General features: G+C 66.3%; 19 protein-coding genes and 2 tRNA genes. 12 read left to right on the plus strand and 9 right to left on the minus strand.

Annotation, left to right across the window (positions count from 1 at the left end; genetic code table 11):
- Positions 1-146 precede the first annotated feature (146 nt).
- Positions 147-1079 (plus strand): DUF6492 family protein, encoded by a 933-nt coding sequence (locus AC1DBX_RS00120; protein ID WP_476930780.1) that lies wholly within the window; start codon positions 147-149, stop codon positions 1077-1079.
- Positions 1080-1108: 29 nt separating this feature from the next.
- Here AC1DBX_RS00120 and AC1DBX_RS00125 read toward each other — a convergent pair whose 3' ends face one another.
- Complete coding sequence (locus tag AC1DBX_RS00125) at positions 1109-1255, minus strand: hypothetical protein (protein WP_476930781.1); 147 nt, start codon at positions 1253-1255, stop codon at positions 1109-1111.
- Positions 1256-2120: 865 nt separating this feature from the next.
- On the opposite strand from AC1DBX_RS00125, the gene AC1DBX_RS00130 reads away from it, so the two are divergent.
- The 7 genes from AC1DBX_RS00130 to AC1DBX_RS00160 all read left to right on the plus strand — a co-directional run bounded on the left by AC1DBX_RS00130 (position 2121) and on the right by AC1DBX_RS00160 (position 8895).
- Complete coding sequence (locus AC1DBX_RS00130) at positions 2121-3788, plus strand: GMC family oxidoreductase (RefSeq protein ID WP_476930782.1); 1668 nt, start codon at positions 2121-2123, stop codon at positions 3786-3788.
- Positions 3789-4017: 229 nt separating this feature from the next.
- Positions 4018-5508: a glyceraldehyde-3-phosphate dehydrogenase gene (locus tag AC1DBX_RS00135; RefSeq protein ID WP_476856933.1), complete on the plus strand. Its 1491-nt coding sequence runs from the start codon at positions 4018-4020 to the stop codon at positions 5506-5508.
- Positions 5509-5596: 88 nt separating this feature from the next.
- Complete coding sequence (locus AC1DBX_RS00140) at positions 5597-5806, plus strand: hypothetical protein (RefSeq protein ID WP_018773403.1); 210 nt, start codon at positions 5597-5599, stop codon at positions 5804-5806.
- Between the two features lie 109 nt (positions 5807-5915).
- On the plus strand, positions 5916-6713 hold the full coding sequence (locus AC1DBX_RS00145; RefSeq protein WP_476930783.1) for an HNH endonuclease family protein: 798 nt from the start codon (positions 5916-5918) through the stop codon (positions 6711-6713).
- 109 nt (positions 6714-6822) lie between these two features.
- The gene (gene ppk2 / locus AC1DBX_RS00150) at positions 6823-7695 is read left to right on the plus strand and encodes a polyphosphate kinase 2 (RefSeq protein ID WP_476873712.1); all 873 of its coding nucleotides are present in this window, start codon (positions 6823-6825) and stop codon (positions 7693-7695) included.
- A gap of 30 nt (positions 7696-7725) precedes the next feature.
- On the plus strand, positions 7726-8184 hold the full coding sequence (locus AC1DBX_RS00155; protein WP_476930784.1) for a DUF1579 family protein: 459 nt from the start codon (positions 7726-7728) through the stop codon (positions 8182-8184).
- A 9-nt stretch (positions 8185-8193) separates the two neighbouring features.
- Positions 8194-8895 (plus strand): alpha/beta fold hydrolase, encoded by a 702-nt coding sequence (locus tag AC1DBX_RS00160; RefSeq protein WP_476930785.1) that lies wholly within the window; start codon positions 8194-8196, stop codon positions 8893-8895.
- Positions 8896-9057: 162 nt separating this feature from the next.
- On the opposite strand, the gene def is transcribed toward AC1DBX_RS00160, so the two are convergent.
- From def to orn, 4 genes are all read right to left on the minus strand, one after another.
- Positions 9058-9630 carry a peptide deformylase gene (gene def / locus AC1DBX_RS00165; protein ID WP_476848995.1) on the minus strand — a complete coding sequence of 191 codons (573 nt, stop codon included), beginning with the start codon at positions 9628-9630 and terminating at the stop codon, positions 9058-9060.
- A 40-nt stretch (positions 9631-9670) separates the two neighbouring features.
- Positions 9671-10825 (minus strand): acyl-CoA dehydrogenase family protein, encoded by a 1155-nt coding sequence (locus AC1DBX_RS00170; RefSeq protein ID WP_476848996.1) that lies wholly within the window; start codon positions 10823-10825, stop codon positions 9671-9673.
- A 93-nt stretch (positions 10826-10918) separates the two neighbouring features.
- A tRNA-His gene (locus AC1DBX_RS00175) sits at positions 10919-10991 on the minus strand.
- Positions 10992-11192: 201 nt separating this feature from the next.
- A complete protein-coding gene (orn, locus tag AC1DBX_RS00180; RefSeq protein ID WP_476848997.1) occupies positions 11193-11825 on the minus strand; it encodes an oligoribonuclease in 633 nt (210 codons plus the stop codon).
- A gap of 168 nt (positions 11826-11993) precedes the next feature.
- On the opposite strand from orn, the gene mptB reads away from it, so the two are divergent.
- The gene (gene mptB, locus AC1DBX_RS00185; RefSeq protein WP_476930786.1) at positions 11994-13619 is read left to right on the plus strand and encodes a polyprenol phosphomannose-dependent alpha 1,6 mannosyltransferase MptB; all 1626 of its coding nucleotides are present in this window, start codon (positions 11994-11996) and stop codon (positions 13617-13619) included.
- Positions 13620-13631: 12 nt separating this feature from the next.
- Here mptB and AC1DBX_RS00190 read toward each other — a convergent pair whose 3' ends face one another.
- Positions 13632-14315 carry a DNA alkylation repair protein gene (locus tag AC1DBX_RS00190; protein WP_476930787.1) on the minus strand — a complete coding sequence of 228 codons (684 nt, stop codon included), beginning with the start codon at positions 14313-14315 and terminating at the stop codon, positions 13632-13634.
- A gap of 78 nt (positions 14316-14393) precedes the next feature.
- Here AC1DBX_RS00190 and map point away from each other — a divergent pair, with 78 nt between their 5' ends.
- The gene (map, locus tag AC1DBX_RS00195; protein WP_459385064.1) at positions 14394-15161 is read left to right on the plus strand and encodes a type I methionyl aminopeptidase; all 768 of its coding nucleotides are present in this window, start codon (positions 14394-14396) and stop codon (positions 15159-15161) included.
- On the opposite strand, the gene AC1DBX_RS00200 is transcribed toward map, so the two are convergent.
- Both AC1DBX_RS00200 and AC1DBX_RS00205 read right to left on the minus strand, forming a co-directional pair.
- Positions 15158-15805 (minus strand): GNAT family N-acetyltransferase, encoded by a 648-nt coding sequence (locus tag AC1DBX_RS00200; protein WP_476930788.1) that lies wholly within the window; start codon positions 15803-15805, stop codon positions 15158-15160. The two genes, map and AC1DBX_RS00200, sit on opposite strands and share 4 nt — an antisense overlap.
- A gap of 31 nt (positions 15806-15836) precedes the next feature.
- Positions 15837-16346, minus strand: coding sequence for a LapA family protein (locus AC1DBX_RS00205; RefSeq protein WP_476849002.1), 510 nt, complete (start codon positions 16344-16346; stop codon positions 15837-15839).
- A gap of 317 nt (positions 16347-16663) precedes the next feature.
- On the opposite strand from AC1DBX_RS00205, the gene AC1DBX_RS00210 reads away from it, so the two are divergent.
- Positions 16664-17680, plus strand: a complete 1017-nt coding sequence (locus AC1DBX_RS00210; protein ID WP_079554707.1) for a magnesium and cobalt transport protein CorA — start codon at positions 16664-16666, stop codon at positions 17678-17680.
- A gap of 76 nt (positions 17681-17756) precedes the next feature.
- Here AC1DBX_RS00210 and AC1DBX_RS00215 read toward each other — a convergent pair.
- Positions 17757-17829, minus strand: a tRNA-Arg gene (locus tag AC1DBX_RS00215).
- Between the two features lie 245 nt (positions 17830-18074).
- Between AC1DBX_RS00215 and AC1DBX_RS00220 the strand changes: the two genes are divergently transcribed.
- Entirely contained in the window at positions 18075-18641 is a 567-nt protein-coding gene (locus AC1DBX_RS00220; RefSeq protein WP_476930789.1) for a single-stranded DNA-binding protein, read from the plus strand.
- Positions 18642-18952: the final 311 nt, after the last annotated feature.

Raw genomic sequence — 18952 nt, forward strand, 5'->3', positions numbered from 1 at the left:
TCCAGGCCGAATGCGCGTGGTCCCCGTCGTCATCCCAAGACGCGAGGAATGCGGGAGGGGTTCCAGCGCTCGGTGGCGACGAAGACGTTAAGGACCAGGGCAGGGCTTCATTTATCGTCCTCAAGGGACGCTGCTAATCTTGGGCCATGCCCAGAGACTCCCAAGACGTTGACCTCGTGACCATCACTTTCGAGGGAGACATCCGACTTACGGTCCTCCAGATCCTCTCGGTGGACCGGCTCCTGGACCACTCAAATATCGGCCGATACATCGTTGTGCTGAACGGACAGGACAACGCCCGGCTGGAGGGCTTCCTGAAAACCAGCACTGAATCCCGCATCGCGCCCGGGCTGGCGGCGAAAATCGACTACGTCAAGGCTTCTACCTTGCTGCCCGGCCACGACCCCCTAGGATGGCGGGGGCAGCAACTCCTCAAGCTCGTAGTGGCGAACCATTTGGCCGCCCGCTATTACTTGGTACTGGATGCAAAAAACCACTTCGTACACCGAACGCTGGTCCGGGACTTCTTTACCGAAACGGCAATCAAGACTTTCCGTCGAGCTGCGCCCCAGAACTACCACTCCCACATCAAGAAATCGTTCGGCGCATTCGCTGCAGAGGACCGAGCCGGCGAATTCGCGGACTCCGCGATGCCCACCATTACCCCCTACCTCATGGATGCCGGACTCGTGCGGGGACTAATGTCAGAGCTGGAGACCATATACGCCGGCAGGTCTCTTGAAGATCTCTTTGAGAAGGAGCTGTCCGGGACCACCGAGTTCTTCCTCTACTGCGCCTATCTCGTCACCACCGGCCAGGAGAGCTTGTACGAGCACAGCGCCAAAATGGCAGCCACGCTCTTCACCAAGTGGCCCCGGGAGCACAAAGACGTGATGAAGCTAGTCAACTCGGCAAGATCTAACAAGGTCGCGATTTTCGGACTTCATCGCCGGCGTCTTCCCCAGTTGAATAGTGAGCAACGGGACAACATCGTGAAACTTTGGAACACCGAACTCTTGGCCGCCGACGAGAACGCGGCCTGGTTCATGGAGACCGATAGCCCCATGTCGACGCCGTGACTGTGCCTTGTCGTAGTATCCGCGTGTCGCTAATGGCTGGCCACGGCTAGGGGAACGCACAAAAGCGCGAACTTCGCGCAATGGGAGCTGATGGTGTTGACGTGGGACACGGACGTCGCCATGACACCGGTGGCAAAGTGGAACTGGCCATGTTCGTCGGCGTGTGTCTGCGACATGGCAGCAAGCTTCACGTCTTCTAACGTGCACCTAGCGGTCGAGCCATCACCGCTCACGGTCACGGTTCCCGAGGCGACACCGGTCATCAGCCCGGTGACGTCGCGGACGCCTGCGTAGCCACGCGATACGCCCGGCGGATTTGTCAACGGTGAAGTCAAGATCGGAGCCGGTAAATAGGGTCAGTGTGGGATCGGCCATGAGTTGGTTCGTTACCAAGTTGAGGACGGGTGTTGCTGCGGATAGAGATTGCGGCGTCGCCCGGACGACAAGCTCCCCGGAAGGTAGGGATGGCGTAGTAAGTGCCGGCGGTGGAATCCCAAACCCAGGCGCCGGGTTCAAGGCGCACACATTTGGCTGCCTGCTTCGCTGCGGCTGAGGCGGTCATCCCCTTCCGCGCCGCCGGACGGGCTGGCACGAGCTCCGGCACTAAGAAGCCGCGCAGCTGATCGCCTGTGGCATGTCCCCTGTGGCCTTGGCCCCACCGGCTAGGGCACAAAGAGGTTACTGAGATCCTCCAGACGTCCGCCCACCTATGGCCGGACGATGCCACCACGCGCCAGCCCTCACGGATGGGCTCCTAGCCTTTGATGACCCCGGTTTACCCCGGGCCTAGCCCCCACCCCTTTCTGGGCAACTAATCGTCCAGAACCCGGCGTGTCGGTCAACCCATCCACTTAACGTGGCCCGTTTCCCTGTCCTGCCCGGAGCGGGATTCCGCCGTCACAGGCTGCCGGCCGGGGGTCGCGTGCCTGCACAGTTGCAAGCTTGGGAAAACCTTGAGGCATGCTTGACATCATCCCGGCGAGCCCCGACACTTCAATGAACGCTTCAGATAACGGTGCATGCGATGGTTGAGGAGTCATAGTGCCGGATGACGCAGCATACGACTATGTCATCGCCGGCGGTGGCACAGGTGGCAGCGTTCTGGCCGGCAGATTGAGTGAAGACCCCTCAGTCCGTGTGCTTCTGCTCGAGGCGGGCAGGTCCGACCGCCATCCCTTCATCCATATGCCCGCGGGCTTCCCGAGATTGAAGGGAGGACCGTACCAGTGGGCCTATAGCAGTGTTCCGCAAAAGCACAGCAATGGCCGGAGCATCCCGCTCCCTCAAGGCCGCGGGCTTGGCGGCGGCGGGTCCATCAACTCCCAGGTCTTCACCCGGGGCGTGGCTGGGGACTACGACGGGTGGGCCGGGGACTATGGATGTGAGGGCTGGTCCGCCGCCGAGGTGTCTAAGTATTTCATTCGCTCGGAGTCAAACACCAGGCTCTCAGGACCCCACCATGGAACCACAGGGCCGCTCGGCGTCTCTGACCTCCGGCGTCCGCACACGCTCTCGGCGGCATTCGTGCAGGCGGGCCAGGAGTTCGGGCTGCCCTACAACAGCGATTTTAATGGGGCGAAGCAGTTGGGCGTTGGCTTCTACCAGACCACCACCAGGAATGGGCGCCGGTGCAGCGCAGCCGTCGCGTATCTGAAACCCGCGCGCAGGCGGCCCAATCTCACTGTCCGCGTCAACGTGGCCGTCTCCAAGGTGGTCATCAAGAATGGCCGCGCCGTCGGCATCCAGGCGATTGAAGGCGGAGTCGCGCGAACCTACGGTGCCCGGCGCGAGGTGCTGATCGCCAGCGGCGCGTTTGGCTCGCCCAAGTTGCTGCAGCTTTCAGGCATCGGCGACCCGGCAGACCTTGCTGCCGCCGGCATCGACGTGATCCACGCCCTGCCCGGGGTCGGGAAGAACCTGCAGGACCACCTTGACCTGGACATCATTTACGAACTCACCGATGACCACAGCCTGGACCGGTTCAATCGGGTGCGCCCGGCGACAATGCTGGCGGGCCTCGAGTATCTGGCTTTCCGCTCGGGACCGTTCGCGTCCAACCTCGTCGAGGCCGGTGGCTTCAGCTACGCCAACACAGATGAGAAGACCCCGGACCTGCAGTTCCACTTCCTGCCCGCGGCGAGGTCGGAGCCGGGCATTGCGTCGCTGCGGCCCGGATTCGGGGCGACGCTCAACTCGTACTTCCTGCGCCCCCGCAGCCGGGGGACAGTTCGCGTCGCGTCCTCAGATCCCACAATGACACCGCTCATCGATCCGGATTTCCTGGCGGATGACTACGATCTGGAGATGACGATCGCCGGGGTGCAGCAGAGCCGGCAGATCATGGAGCAGTCATCGATGGCGGCGTTCATCCAGAAGGAGCACATCGGCGACGGCTCCCGGGTGGCAACCCGCGACGAGTACGTGAATTTCGTGCGCTCCTACGGGCGGACCTCGTACCACCCGGTCGGCACTTGCGCCATGGGTACCACCGACGATTCCGTTGTCTCCCCGCGGCTGAAGGTCCACGGGCTGGAGGGATTGCGGGTCGTTGACTCCTCGATCATGCCCCGGCTGGTCAGTGCCAACACCCAGGCACCCACCATCATGATCGCGGAAAAGGCCGTCGACATGATCCTTGAGGACGCGGCGGGGCTGACGCCCGGCGCGGATGGTTTTGCCGACTTCGACGTGGCCCCGGACAGTGTGTGAGTCAATTCACGCGCAACAGGCACCCCACCCTGGCTGGCCGCCCTTAGAATTGATGGTGAACGTAGAAGTTCTGCCGCCGGGTCTGCGTTCGCAGCCGGCGGTTTTTCTTTGCGCTCGATGAGGCGCCCGGGGTGGACCGAATCCCCGCCGGTGCCCGGTACCGGACACCCTCCGGCGGCCGACTTCCCCCTACGAGGACGTAGGGGGTGGATTCTAGGAAGGTAGTTCTGTGAGCCAGACGTCAGATTCTTGTCTTGATACGTGGATGGGCCGTGAGGCACTCGCCGAGGCGATGATCCCCGTGATCGGCCGGCTGTACCGCGAGAACAACGTGGTGACTTCAATCCACGGACGCAGCCTGATCAACAAGTCCACCATGAATATCCTCAAGGCCCACCGCTTCGCCCGCCGGATGAGCAAGGAAGAACTGCGCCTTGAGGAGACGGCCCCGCTGCTGGAGGCCCTGACCAAGCTGGACCTCGGCGCCGCGGCGATCGACATTGCCCGCCTCACCGAGAAATACCGCGCCGAGGGCGACGGCGCCAGCCTGGATGAGTTCCTCCGCGCCGAACTCGCCGAGGTTGTCGGCAAGCGCGGCGGCGACGACCGCACCAGCACCGATGTCGTCCTCTATGGCTTCGGCCGCATCGGCCGGCTCCTGGCCCGGCTCCTGATCGAAAAGGCAGGCGGCGGCCACGGCCTGCGCCTGCGTGCCATCGTGGTCCGCCGCGGTTCAGACAACGACCTCAGCAAGCGCGCGAGCCTGCTGCGCCGCGACTCCGTCCACGGCTCCTTCGAAGGCACCATCAAGGTTGACCTCGAAAACGACACCATCACGGCCAACGGTGTCCAGATCCAGGTCATCTACTCGGACAACCCCTCGACGGTGGACTACACCGCCTACGGCATCCAGGACGCGCTCGTCGTGGACAACACGGGCCGCTGGCGCGACGCCGAGGGCCTGTCCCAGCACCTGTTGAGCAAGGGTGTTGCCCGCGTTCTCCTCACCGCACCGGGCAAGGGCGAGTTGAAGAACATCGTGCACGGCATCAACCACGGCACCATCGACGACTCGGACACGATCGTCTCGGCGGCGTCCTGCACCACGAACGCCATCACCCCTGTGCTTAAGGCGATCAACGACCGCTACGGCGTGGTGCACGGCCACGTGGAGACGGTCCACTCCTTCACGAACGACCAGAACCTGATCGACAACTTCCACAAGGGCGACCGCCGTGGACGCTCTGCCGCGCTGAACATGGTGATCACCGAGACCGGTGCCGCCAAGGCCGTGGCCAAGGCCCTGCCGGAACTGCTCGGCAAGCTCACGGGCAGCTCCATCCGCGTCCCCACCCCGGACGTCTCGCTGGCCATCCTGAACCTGAACCTGGAGAACGGCACCACCAAGGACGAGGTCAACGACTACCTGCGGGAAATGTCGCTGCACTCCGAGCTGCGCAAGCAGATCGATTACATCGATTCGCCCGAGGTTGTCTCCACGGACTTCGTCGGCTCACGCCGGGCAGGCATCGTCGACGGCCTGGCCACCATCTCCAACGAGAAGAACCTCGTCCTGTACGTCTGGTACGACAACGAGTTCGGCTACAGCTGCCAGGTGGTCCGCGTCATGGAGGAAATGGCCGGGGTCAACCCGCCGTCCTTCCCCGCTAAGGACGCTGCGTCCATCCTCGAGGCCGCAGGGCTGCCCGTCGAGGTCTAGTCAGGGCGAATGTCCCTGACCGGGACATGTTCCTCCTTTCCCGGCCGATGCACTGGAATCGGCCGGGAAAGGGAACCACAATGGAGCCATGGAACCGAACCCGGCTGTTGAACACGAGACCACCCTGGAACACGCGCTGGACGTCGCGCGGAGCAACGCGAAAGAAGCGAAGCGGCTGCTGGACGACGCCCTCGTCAAACGCCAGTCCGGTGAAGTCAACGACGACCGGGTGACCCAGCTCCAGGGCCTGCTGGATCTTGCCAACGAAGACCTGAAACGGGTCACACGGGAGCAATAGGCCCCCGCGTTCCGCCACCGGTCCCCAACACTGTGGACAACCGCCCGAGTGGCATGGCGTCCGCATAGGCTCAGGGCGTGCAGCCAGAACGCCGCGAGCGGCCGCCCACATGACCGTCACCTGGATGGATTTCCGCCGCGCCCGCCGCCACTCCCGCCAGGCCTGGATTCTCCTGGCCGCGGCCGGCCTGGCCGTCCTGGGCGGTCTGGTCTGGTTCTTCACGGCTGGCCAGTTTGCCGCCGCGGAGCCGCAAATCGCCGGCCCCCGCGAGGCCCCCGTCATTGCCCGAGGGTGGATGAACGCGGTGGACGCCGTCCGGGCCGTGCCGCAGGGAAGCGCTGCCGGCGTGCTCGACACCCTCGCGGTCAAGGGACGGTCGGCGAAGAACAACTATGACCGGGGCGCCTTCGGCCAGGCGTGGCTCGACGTCGACCGCAACGGCTGCGATACGCGCAACGACATCCTCCGCCGCGACCTGGCGGCCGCCGAATTCGTCAGTGGCTCCCGCTGCCAGGTGGCCGGCGGCACGTTCCAGGAACCGTACACCGGCCGCATGATCGTGTTCCGGCGCGGCGCCGAAACCAGTGCTGCGGTGCAGATCGACCACGTCGTGGCGCTGGGGGACGCGTGGCAAAAGGGCGCCCAGCAGCTCACCTCGCAGCAGCGTGAACACCTGGCCAACGATCCGCTCAACCTGATCGCCGTCGACGGTCCCGCCAACCAGGACAAGAGTGCCTCCGACGCCGCCACCTGGCTGCCGCCAAACAAGGCTTTCCGCTGCCACTACGTCGCCCGCCAAATTTCGGTTAAGGCGGCCTACCGGCTGTGGGTTACTGCGGCAGAGAAGGAGGCGATGAAACGGATCCTGGCCTCTTGCCCAGGGCAACAGACGATCGTGCCGCGCTGACGCGCCCGTCCCGGCTTCCGGGCTGGAGGACCCTTGCAGCCGTTCTGATGCACGGCGAGAATGGGCGCGGCGGGACAAACCGCGCGCCCCAAATGCTGGAACGGAAACCATGGCACATCGCACGGACAAATCAGGCAAGGGGCACGCCGGCCACAAGAAGGGCTCCGCACGGCGGCCGGCCCGGCTCGATGCCGGAATCTACGAGGCCGAACTTCTGCGGCTCCAGGCGGAACTGGTTGCCCTCCAGGAGTGGGTCCGGAGCACCGGGGCGCGGGTCCTCATCATCTTCGAGGGGCGGGATGCAGCCGGCAAGGGGAGTGCGATCAAGCGGGTCACCGAGTACCTGAATCCGCGGTTTGCCCGGATAGTCGCCTTGCCGGCGCCGACTGAGCGCGAACGCGGTGAATGGTACTTCCAGCGCTATGTGGCGCATCTGCCGGCCGCCGGGGAAATCGTCCTGATGGACCGCTCCTGGTACAACCGCGCCGGCGTCGAACACGTGATGGGCTTTTGCACCCCGGCGGAGCACAAACGCTTCATGGCCCAGTGCCCGGTTTTTGAACGGCTCCTCATCCAGGACGGCATCCTCTTCTTCAAGTACTGGTTCTCGATCAGCCATGGGGAACAGGAGCGGCGGTTCAAATCCCGGATGGATGATCCCATGCGGCAATGGAAGCTCTCGCCGATGGACCGGGAGGCAATCCTGCGCTGGGAAGACTACTCAAGGGCCAAAGACGACATGTTCGTACAGACAGACACCGCGGAATCTCCCTGGTACGTGGTGGAAGCCGAAGACAAACGCCGGGCAAGGATCAACCTCATCGCCCACCTGCTCTCCAGCATCGACTACACCGAAGTACGGACAGAACAGGTGACCTTGCCGGAGCGGCCGAAGGCCGTCAACTACACGCGCCCGCCGCGGGAACTGTTCCGCTACGTCCCGGACTTCGCGGCGAGCCTCGAAAGGCCGGCCAAGGACTGAGCAGGATCGATTGGCTCAGTAGACTGCAGCATGGACATTGTGAAATACGTGACACCGTTCCTTGGCGCCTGGCAGGGACAAAACCGCTTGCGGCTCATGCCCACGGACGACTACAAGGCTTCGGCGGCCACCGCCACGGTGACGGTGACCGCCGCACACTTCGCGAGTGTCGCCTACACCTGGTCAGACGGTGAGAGCCCGCAGGAAGGCCTCCTGATCCTGGCCGGCGGCGCGTCCGGCGCGGATCCCGCCACCGCTGTGTGGCTGGACTCCTGGCACACGGGCAAGGCGCTGATGCAGTTCTCCGGCACTGTGGGCGGCGACGGTGTCCTCCGGCTCAACGGCTCCTATGAGGCGCCGACCGGCCCGGACTGGGGCTGGCAGATCCACCTGCACCCGGCGGACGGCACAGGCGGACGCATCACCATGCACAACCTGGTCCCGGGCGAGGACCCATATCAGGTGGTGGAGCTGGTACTCGACCGGTAGGGTACCGGCATGGACATCATCCTCGTACCCGGATTCTGGTTGGACGCCTCGTCGTGGGCGGACGTCACCCCGCCGCTGACCGCGGCCGGGCACAAGGTCCATCCGTTGACCCTGCCGGGCCTGGAGTCGGCGGATGCGCCGCGCGCCGGGATCGGCCTGCGCACCCACATCGACGCCGTCGTGGAGAAGATCGATTCCTTCGACGCGCCGGTGGTCCTGGTGGGCCACTCCGGCGGCGGGGCCATCATCCACGGCGCCGTCGACGCCCGCCCGGACCGGGTGGCCCGGGCTGTCTACGTGGACAGCGGACCGCTGGGGGAGGGCGGGGTCATCAATGACGAACTCCCGGCCGACGGCGACGAGGTGCCGCTGCCGCCGTGGGAGCTCTTCGAGGACCAGGACCTCACCGACCTGACCGACGAGCTGCGCGCCATGTTCCGTGCCCGTGCCATCCCGCAGCCCCGCGGCGTGGCCCAGGACCGGCAGCAGCTCTCGGATGAACGCCGCTTCGAGGTTCCGGTCACCATCATCGCCTGCGAATTCCCGTCCTCGATGCTGACGGAAATGGTTGCCGGCGGCCACCCGTTCGTGGCGGAGCTCGGACGGATCCGCCAGGTCGACTATGTGGACCTGCCTACCGGACACTGGCCGCAGTTCACCAGGCCGGCCGAGCTCGGCGCCGCCATTCTGGCCGCCGTCGACCGCACCTAAAGGAACCGGCTGGCCGGGTCACTGCTGAACTGGGGAAATCCCGCCGAAATTCCCCACCTTTGGGACCCGCCGCCGGCGCGTCCCGCCAAACCGCCGGCGATTTCCTGCGCATCGGCGTCAAACGTGGGGAAATCCGCGTGCAGCAGCGCCCAGCCGCGGCCGTCAGTGGCCGAACGGGTCCGGGTCCACTCCCGGCATCCAGGTCAGGCCGGGAACGCCCCAGCCGCTGCGCTTGGCCTGCTTCATGGCCCGGCGGGCATAGCGGTCAATGAGCCGGTTGACGTAGAGCTTGCCATCGAGGTGGTCGTACTCGTGCTGGATGACCCGGGCGAACCAGCCGGTCGCCTCGAATTCCACCGGCTTCCCGTCACCGTCGAAGCCCTGGACCCTCGCCCATTCCGCCCGCTTGAGCGGATACTGGCCGCCGGGGAAGGACAGGCAGCCTTCCTCTTCCTCGTCGGGGTCCGGCAGGGCGCCGGAGATCTTGGAAAGTGTCAGGACAGGGTTGACCACGACGCCGGTGGGCGCGGCGCCGTCGTCGTTGTCGTACTTGTACACGAAGAGCCGCTTGCCGACCCCCACCTGGGGGGCCGCCAGCCCGACGCCGTTCGCGGCGTCGTTGGTCTCGAACATGTCGGCGATCAGGCTGCGGAGCTCGTCGTCGAAGACTTCGACTTCCGCGGCCCGGCGGTGCAGCACGGGCTCGCCCCAGATCGTGATGGGCAGGACGGTCATATCAGGAAAGTTCCTCGGGTGCAGGTGGAGTCGCGGCGTCTCAGCCGGCGATGGTGCGGCCGACGACGTCGCGCATGATTTCGTTGGTGCCGCCGAAGATCGTCAGCAGCCGGGCGGCGAGGTAGGCCTGGGCCACCGGGTATTCCATGATGTAGCCGTACCCGCCGTGCAGCTGCAGGCAGCGGTCCGTGACGGACTTGGCGCGCTCGGACGCCCACAGTTTGGCACGGGCGGCGCCTGCGGCGTCGAGCTCTCCGGCGTTGAACGCCAGGATGGCCTGGTCCACATACGCTTCGGTGACCTCGACCTCCGTGAGGATGTCGGCGAGTTCGAAGCGGCTGTTCTGGAAATCGATGATCCGCTCGCCGAACGCGTTGCGGTCCTTCGTGTAGCGGACAGTCGCCTCGTAGGTGGCGCGCACGACGGCGGAGCTGGCCACGGCGATCGCCAGCCGGCCCTGGGGGAGCTGTTCGGCCGCGTACTGCAGGCCCTTGCCCTCCTCGCCGACGAGGTCCGCGTGCGGGACGCGGACGTTGTCGAAGAACAGCTCGGCCGTGTCGGAGGCCTTGAGGCCCATCTTGTCCAGCTGTTTGCCGGTGTTGTAGCCCTCGCCCTTCTGGACCATGAAAAGCGAGAACGAGTCGCGGTTTCCGCGTCCGGTACCGCCGTCGGTGCGAGCCAGGACCAGGGAGGCGTCGCCGGAGATGCCGTTGCCGATAAACGTTTTCTGGCCAGTGATCAGCCAGTCGTCGCCGTCACGGACCGCCTTGGTGCGGATGCCGCGCAGGTCGGAGCCGGCCCCCGGTTCGGTCCAGGCGACCGAGGTGACCTTTTCGCCCGAGACCATGCCCGGGAGCCAGCGGGCCTTGAGGTCATCGGAGCCGTAGGCCAGCAGGTGGGGGAGGACCATGTCATCGTGCAGGTGGAACGCCAGGCCGACCGCGAGGTGGTTGCTCTTGGCGAATTCTTCATCGAGCACTGTCCGGAAGCGGTAGTCGGACATCCCCATGCCGCCGAACTCTTCCGGCACGGCCAGGCCCAGCAGGCCCTGCTCGCCGGCAGCGGACCACAGTTCCCGGGGCATCATGTGGTCCTCGTCCCACTGGGTGTAGTGGGGAGCGACCGCGCGCGCGTTGAACTCGGCGGCCATCTCACGGAACATCTCGTGGTCTTCTTCAAACAGCTTGCGCTTCACTGCGATTCCTTCCCATACAGACAACAAAGGCCGCACCGGATAACCGGTGCGGCCTTTGGAAAAGGTCGGACAATCACTGCCGTCCTTCATGAGGGTGAGCGACGGGGGTTGAACCCGCGACCTCCTGGACCACAACCAGGCGCTCTGCCAACTGAGCTACGCCCACCATGTGCCATATCAGGCCCTCCGGCGAACCGGCTGGCTGGAAAGGCAACGACAAATAGCTTACCTGCTGTTTGGGGGTGGTTTTGCCACTTTTGCGATTTTCGCCGAAATTTCCGCGAAACGTGGCGCAGATTACTTTTCCGCGCCACGTCCCCGGCGACGTTTCACCGGCCCCGCTGCGCGGAGGGTAGGTGTGCGGCCGCTACTCCGCCGGGGTGGGCTCGGCTGGTTCGCCGCCCATGACGCGTTTGGCGATCCGCTGCGCCGTGGCACTGTCCGGGCCCGGCGCGGGGACAAACACGGCCTCGCGGTAATACCGGAGTTCGTCGATGGAGTCCTTGATGTCGCCGAGCGCCCGGTGGCCGCCCAGCTTGGCCGGGGACTGGAAGTAGGCCCGGGCAAACCAGCGGCGGGAGAGTTCCTTGATGGTGCTCACATCGATGACCCGGTAGTGCAGGTGCTCCACCACGTCGGGCATATCGCGGACAAGGAACACGCGGTCGGTGCCCACCGAGTTGCCGCCGAGCGGCGCCTTCCGGGGATCCGGCACCCATTTCTTGATGTAGGCGAGCACCGCTGCCTGCGCTTCGGCCATCGTCTTGCCGTGCGGAAGCTCCGCCAGCAGGCCGGAGCGTGTGTGCATGTCGCGGACAAAGTCGTTCATCTGGGCCAGCGCGGCGTCGTCGGGCTTGATCACGACGTCGACGCCGTCCCCCAGGATGTTGAGCTCCGAATCGGTCACCAGCGCGGCCACCTCGATAAGGGCGTCATTCTTGGTGTCCAGGCCGGTCATTTCGCAGTCGATCCAGACGATGCGTTCGTTAGTAATAGGCACCCGCCCAGCCTACCGTTCCGACGCCACAGAGCCGTCCGGTGCTAGGATTTCGAATACGCGGCCGCCGAATTATTTCGGCACTGATTTCTTCGACGCGGCGCCCCGGGCCGGACACTGCGGCCGGCTGTGGGCGGAATTGTGGCCCACAACAGATTGGACGATCCTGACATGACGGCGCCTGTGCCTGCGGCGGGGGAAACGGCTGCCGGTACGTCCCGCCCGTCCACGTCCCGCCCCTCCGCGTCCGGCCGGACCGCGCTCACCCCGGCTGTGGCCTCCACTGAGGGGGAAGGGGCCGTCGGCGACGTCGACAACCCGCGGTCCCCGATCCTTGCCGGGTTCCTGGGCTCGCTGTTCATGACGATCGGTTCGATCGGCGTCGGCTGGCTTGCCCCCGCGTCCGAACTCCGCCGCGTCCCGCTGTTCATCTTTATGCGCACCGAGGCCCTGGGCGTCGCCCTCTGCATTGTCCTGCTGGCCTTCGGCGGCATGCTGCTGGTCCGCGCCTGGCTCCGGCTCGGCCAGCGCGTCCGGGTCTGGGGGGCCGGCGCCCGCAAGGCCACGCTCCAGGCGACGGCGGCGTGGGGGCTGCCGCTGATGTTCTCTGTGCCGCTGTTCAGCCGCGACGTCTACGCGTACATCGGCCAGGGCCGGCTCATGGTGGAGGGCTTCAACCCCTACGAAAACGGCATTTCGGCGCTGTCCAACTACTTCCAGCTGGGCGCCGACAGAATGTGGACCGAAGCCCCCGTCCCCTACGGGCAACTGTTCCTGTGGATCGAACAGTTCGTGGTCTGGGCCACCAACGTGCACCCTGAAGGCAGCATCATGCTGTTCCGGATCGCGGCCCTGGTGGGCGTGGTCCTCTGCGTGATCTACGTGCCCAAACTGGCCGAACTGCACGGAGTGAACCCGAACCGGGCCCTGTGGCTGACGGCGGCCAACCCGCTGTTCCTCACCAACTTCATCGCCAGCGTCCACAACGATGCCCTCATGATCGGCCTGGCCCTGGCCGGCCTTTATTACTGCGCCACGCGCCGGGTCATCCTCGGCATCGTGCTGGTCACGCTCTCCATCTCGGTCAAGCCCATCACGGTGGTCTTCCTGCCGTTCATCGGCCTGCTCTGGGCGGGCAAGGGCGCCAGCTGGCCGCGCAAGTTCGTCTTCTGGGCCCTCACGGCCGGCATCAGCCTGGCCTTGCTTTATCTCATGAGCCGGGTCAATGGCTTCGGCTTCGGCTGGATCAACGGGCTGTCCGCCCCGGGCAGCATCTGGATCTGGTACGCGCCTGTTGGCCTGGTGGGCCTGATCGTGGCCTCCATCTCCAACGCCTTCGGGCTCGACGGCTGGGGACTGGCCAAGTGGGCGTTCGACGCCGGCAAGCTGCTCGCCGTCGGCATCGTCGCCTGGCAGATTTTCCGCGGCGACTACGACCGCCTGATGCGCCGGCTCACCCTGGCGTTCGCCGCCGTCGTGCTGCTGTCCCCGATGATCCAGTCCTGGTACATCGTCTGGCTCATCCCGCTCTTCGCCGTCACGGGCATCCGCGACGACTGGCAGGTCAAGGCGCTCTACTTCATCGTGTCCTTCTTCATGGTGTACGCGATCTCGGACCAGCTCGACGTCTTCCCGTACCTGCAGACCGCGGATCTGGGCCTGGCCCTGGCGCTGGCCCGCAACGCCGCGGCGATCATTGCGTTGCTGTTCGCGCTGTACCTGATCTTCCTTGACCCGAAGACCAAGCTGCTGTTCACCAAGTCGGACGAGCCGGTCACGACGCGGCCGATCATCTAGCGCTGATTCTGGCTAAGCCGCCAGATTTCTGAGCGCTTCCTTGCGCGAGAGCGGACTGAGCTGGTCCGCATGCCGCCGCACGAACGCTTTCACCCAGGCCGGATCCGTCCTGGCGTACTGGCGCAGCGCCCACCCGATCGCCTTGCGGATGAAGAACTCCCGGTCCTCGAGGTTGGCCTCGATCACAGCGGCCAGGAGCTCCGTGTCCGTGGCGCCCTTCGCCCCCAGCTGTGCGGTGATCGCGGCCCGCCGGACCCAGAAGTCCTCGTCCCGGCTCCAGCGTTCGAGCACCGGCGTCAGTTCTGCCCGGTGGGCCTGCAACAGGGCGCCCAGCCGGTGGGCCACCCCGTCCACCAGGTCCCACCAGGCTCCGGTGCGGATGATTTCCTCATAGAGGGCCAGCATGCTCAGTTCCCCGGCTGCGGGCTTGAGCCCCGTGAGCTCGATCGCGGCATAGCGTTCCTCACGGTGGCCGGCGTTGCGCCACAGCACAAGAACCGCGGACTGCAGTTCCGCCAGGCTGCCCGGCGGGTGGTTCGCGGCCGCGGCCCTGACAATGCTGCGAATCTCGGGAACCCGCACGCCCAGGGATGGCATCTGCGATTTCATGTAGGCCTGTGCCCCCGCGGCGCGGCCAGGATCGGCAGCAGCCTGGAGGCTGCCGCGGATCGCGTCAATGAGTTCCGTGGTGGTCATGAGGCCACTGTAGACACGCCGCGGCGGGCTTTAGAGTTGAAGCCAGCAAGCCGCGGCTCCGCGTCGGAAGGGAAAGCCATGTCCATGATCAAGAGTCCCGAAGAGATCGCACTGATGCGCGAGGCCGGCCGGGTGGTCGCCACCACCCTCGCCCGGGTCCGGGAGGCGGCCGCCGTCGGCGTTTCGCTCAAGGAACTGGACGATGTCGCCGCAGCGTCAATCGCCGACGCGGGAGCCACCCCGGCGTTCCTGAACTACCGGCCGCGGTGGGCGTCAGTGCCGTTCCCGGGGGTCATCTGCACTTCCGTCAACGACGCCGTCGTGCACGGCATCCCCAACGAGTACCGGCTCCAGGACGGGGACCTCCTGAGCGTGGATTGCGGCGCGTTCCTGGCCGGGTGGTGCGGCGATGCGGCAGTCAGCTTCATCGTGGGGACCGTGGACCCGGTGGACCAGGCCCTCATCGACGCCACGGACGCCGCCCTGGCCAGGGGGATCGAAGCGGCAAGGATCGGGAACAAGATGGGGGATCTCGCCTACGCGATCGGCGGGGCAGCGCGCCGGGCAGGCTACGGGCTGCTCGCCGACCACGGCGGCCACGGGATCGGCCGGACCATGCACGCCGAGCCGCACGTGCCCAACGACGGACGTCCCGGTCGCGGCATCAAACTGACCGAGGGCCTGGTCATCGCCATCGAGCCAATGCTGATTCTCGGCCGCAAGGACGACTACTACCATGACGACGACGAATGGACCCTCCGCTCAGCGAACGGCCGCCGCGCCGCGCACAGCGAACACACCGTTGCCATCACCGCCGACGGGCCGGTGATCCTGACCCTGCCTTAGCGCCCGCGGTTCCTGCCGGGCCGGGGCACCGTCAGGCGGACGACGGCGCGTCCCGGCACCGCGCCGCTGACCACTTCGCCGCTGACTACTGTGAAGCCGGCCGCCAAAAAGAGTCCCAGCGTGCCGTGGTAGAGGTCTGCCGGGCCGGCCTTGGGCCGTTGCGCGGGGTCGACCGGATAACCCTCCACCACCGTGGCGCCGTGCGCGGCGGCGTGTTCGACGGCGGCGGCAAGCAACGCCCCCGCCACGCCGGTCCGTCGGTGGCCGGGGGAGACGACAAAGCAACTGACGGACCACACATGGTCCACGCCGGGATCCCGGGCGGCGTCAGGGGCCGACGCCAGCACCTTCGAGCGCAGGATCCTTGGGTAGCACCCGCGGGGCTCGACGGCGCACCAGCCCACCGGATTCCCGTCGCGGAAGGCCAGGACCCCGGGCGCCGGCTGGCCGCCGTCGAACTTGTCCCGCAACTGGTTCTTCCGCTCCTCCGGGGTGGACGCGGACCACTGCAGGCCGGTCAAGGCAAAGAACCGGCACCAGCATCGTGAGGGCTCGCCGCGGACGCCAAAGAGACGCTCGACGTCGGGCCAGTCCGCCGCGGCGGTGGTGATGGCTGCCTGGGCCCGGGGTTCTGCGTCGCGCATGGAAAGAGGGTAGCGCCTGGCGGTTTCCGCGTCAGCGCGTGCGCGTGCCCGGGCTGGCCTGCCGCCGGACGCGGTGCGCGGCGAGCCGGAGCTGAATGATGCGGGCGGCTCCGGCGATGGCGACCAGAACGCCGCCGCCGACGGCCGCGATGAACAAGGCGATGCCCAGCGGGACCGAGCCTTCGAGGCCAAAGAACTTCACCTGCACGTATTCCTGATTCTGCAGGATGAAAGCGATCAGCAGGATCAGCACCACGAGCGCGCACGCAACCGCGGCCCAAACCATTCCCGCACGGGTGACCTGGCGCGTGTCCGGAGCGGGAGCCGGCGCGGGAGCCTGAGCCGTGGGTTCCTCGGGGCGGGAGGTTTCGGCGCGCCCCGCCGTCGTGGCGGCCACATCGGTGCCGGTCGCGGCCACGTCCGTGCTGAGGCCCTGCTCGGCGGACGAGGGCCCGGGCGTGGCGTCAGCGGACCCCGCGTACTGGGAGGTGGAGGCGTCGTCTGGATTGGTGGGGTCGAATCTGCGGGGTGTCTCGGTCATGGCGGCCGTACCTTTCGATTGCGGGCAGGGCGCACAGGCTATCCCTGCCGGCCTGCCAGTCCACTCAATACTAAGCGTGCTGAGGGCTGGCGGGGCTCAGGGCAAAGGGTGTGCACGGTTCGGGCGATCTGCCCCAAGCCAGCATCTGTGCGTTGGAGCCCTGGCGGCGGCCGTCGGCGTAGTTCTTCCCGGCAGTCTTTCCGGGGAATGTTCCCGGAAAACCAGCGGCGCCCACGGGGCAGTGCGGGCTGTTGGCACCGGCCCGGGGACGGTATAACGTCACAGCAAAGCGAATGCCTTGAAGAGGAGGCGCGGCCGTGACGATTATTGACAACGCCGTCTATGTGGACGGTCACCGGACCGCCGACCCGGAAGGGCTCGAGGAGACGTACTTTTTGCTGCGGCAGCGCCAGGGCATGGCCTGGATCGGGCTCTACCGGCCCGAAGCCGAGGAGCTGCGCTCTGTGGCCGAGGAATTTGACCTGAGCCACCTGGCCGTGGAGGACGCGCTCGCCGGCCACCAGCGGGCCAAGCTGGAGCACTATGGCGAGACGTTGTTCCTGGTGCTGCGGCCCGCGCGGTACCTGGACGACGTGGAGAAGGTCGAGTTCGGCGAGATCCATGTGTTTTCCGGCCCGGACTTTGTGGTGACTGTCCGCCGGGCGGAGTCTCCCGACCTGGCCCGGGTGCGCCGGCGGATGGAGTCCGAGCCGGAGTTCCTGGCGCTTGGACCGGATGCGGTGTTGTACGCGATCCTGGACCAGGTGGTGGACGAGTACGAGCCGGTGGCGGCAGGGCTGGAAAACGATATCGATGAAATCGAAGACGACCTGTTCGCTGCCGACCCCGGCGTATCGCGCAGGATCTATGAACTCTCCCGCCAGGTCATCACGTTCCAGCGTGCCACGGCCCCGCTGGCCGGAATCCTGCAGAGCCTCATGGGCGGCGGACCGGACGGCGTGCCGGACCCCGAACTGCAGGATCATTTCCGCGACGTCCTGGACCACGCCATCAGGTTGGGGGAGCGGGTGTCTGCCTTCCGGGCGTTGCTGCAGAACGCGCTGGCCGTCAACGCGGCCCTGGTTGCCCAGCGGCAGAACGACGAAATGCGGCTCCTGACGGAGTCGAGCTTCGCCCAGAACGAGCAGGTCAAGCGGATCTCGTCGTGGGCTGCCATCCTGTTTGCGCCGACGTTGATCGCCTCGATTTACGGCATGAACTTCCGCGACATGCCCGAGCTCGACTGGATCTTCGGCTATCCGATGGCACTCGCGCTCATGCTCGGCATGGGCGGGATCCTGTTCCTGACGTTCAAACACAACAAGTGGATCTGATGTTCTGGTTGAAATCGGAGTTGGCGTAGGAAGCGGCCCTGACCTTGCGTTGTCGCAGGTCAGAGCCGCTCTCTTGTGCCCCAGGAGGGAATCGAACCCCCGACCGGCGGATTAGAAGGCCGCTGCTCTATCCCCTGAGCTACTGGGGCGCGCTGGCGCCCACCGGCTGCTGCCGGTGACGCCTCAAAAAGTTTACAGTGCCGGACGGCCGGTGGAGGTCAACGCCGTCCGGTTGGCTGGCCCTGCCGGCCCTGACTTCTCCCCAACACGGTCCCCACACCGTTGCCGGCAGCCGGTTATCCACATGGCACAGCCGGGTCCTCCCCGGCCACGGTCCACGGCGGGATGCTGGAACTGCCCGGCAGGGCACGACAATTCGAGACAGGACATGAGAATGAGCGACAACATTACGGTCCGTGGCTTCGTCGCCTCGGAGATCAGAAGCTCGACCACACCCGGTGGCGTGGCCACGGCGTCCTTCCGGTTCGGCGCCACCGAGCGCCGGTACGACCGCGGCTCCAGCACCTGGGTGGATGGCAACACCAACTGGTTCACCGTCCAGGGATACCGGCAGCTGGCTGGCAACATTGGCTGCAGCATCAAGAAGGGCCAGCGGGTCATCGTGGTTGGCAGGCTGAAGATGCGGAGCTGGGAGAAGGACGGCAGGGTCTACCACGTCGCCGAAATTGACGCGGAGTCAGTTGGCCACGACCTCATGTGGGGCTCTGCCAACTTCACCCGCTCAGCCGCAGCCGGAAGCCAGGCGGCCGCCGGACCCGGTTCCCCAGACGCGCCCGGTAGCGGTGACGGCGACGGCGGCGGACCGCAGAGCCCGCCAGGGGACGACGACGGGGACGGCGACCACGGTGCCGACCACCACGGGACCTTCATCCATGACGACAGCGGTGAGGAGGAGGAAGTGGACCAGGAAACCGGAGAACTGAAAGGGGCCGCAGCCTGAATCCGCTAGACCGGCGGGCAGCGCCGTGGACGCCGGGACTGGGCACCGGAACGCCGGAACGCGGCACTGCCGCGTGGCAGAATTGCCCGATGCAACACGCCAGGATCGCTGCGGGACGGGCGGGCCCCACTCGCACTGCGGGAGGGGACGCCCGTCGCGGCGGCTGGGCCGTTCCGGCCGCCGCAACCTTGGTGCTCCTGCTTTCGGCCTCCGCCTGTGCGACGCCGGCCGGCAGCAGCGGAGCCATGGCCTCTGAAGCCGCGGATTCTCAGGGGACACCTTCCGCAACGTCCCCGGCACCGGCAGCCACT

The sequence above is a fragment of the Arthrobacter sp. 10N44_2 genome (assembly GCF_056394385.1).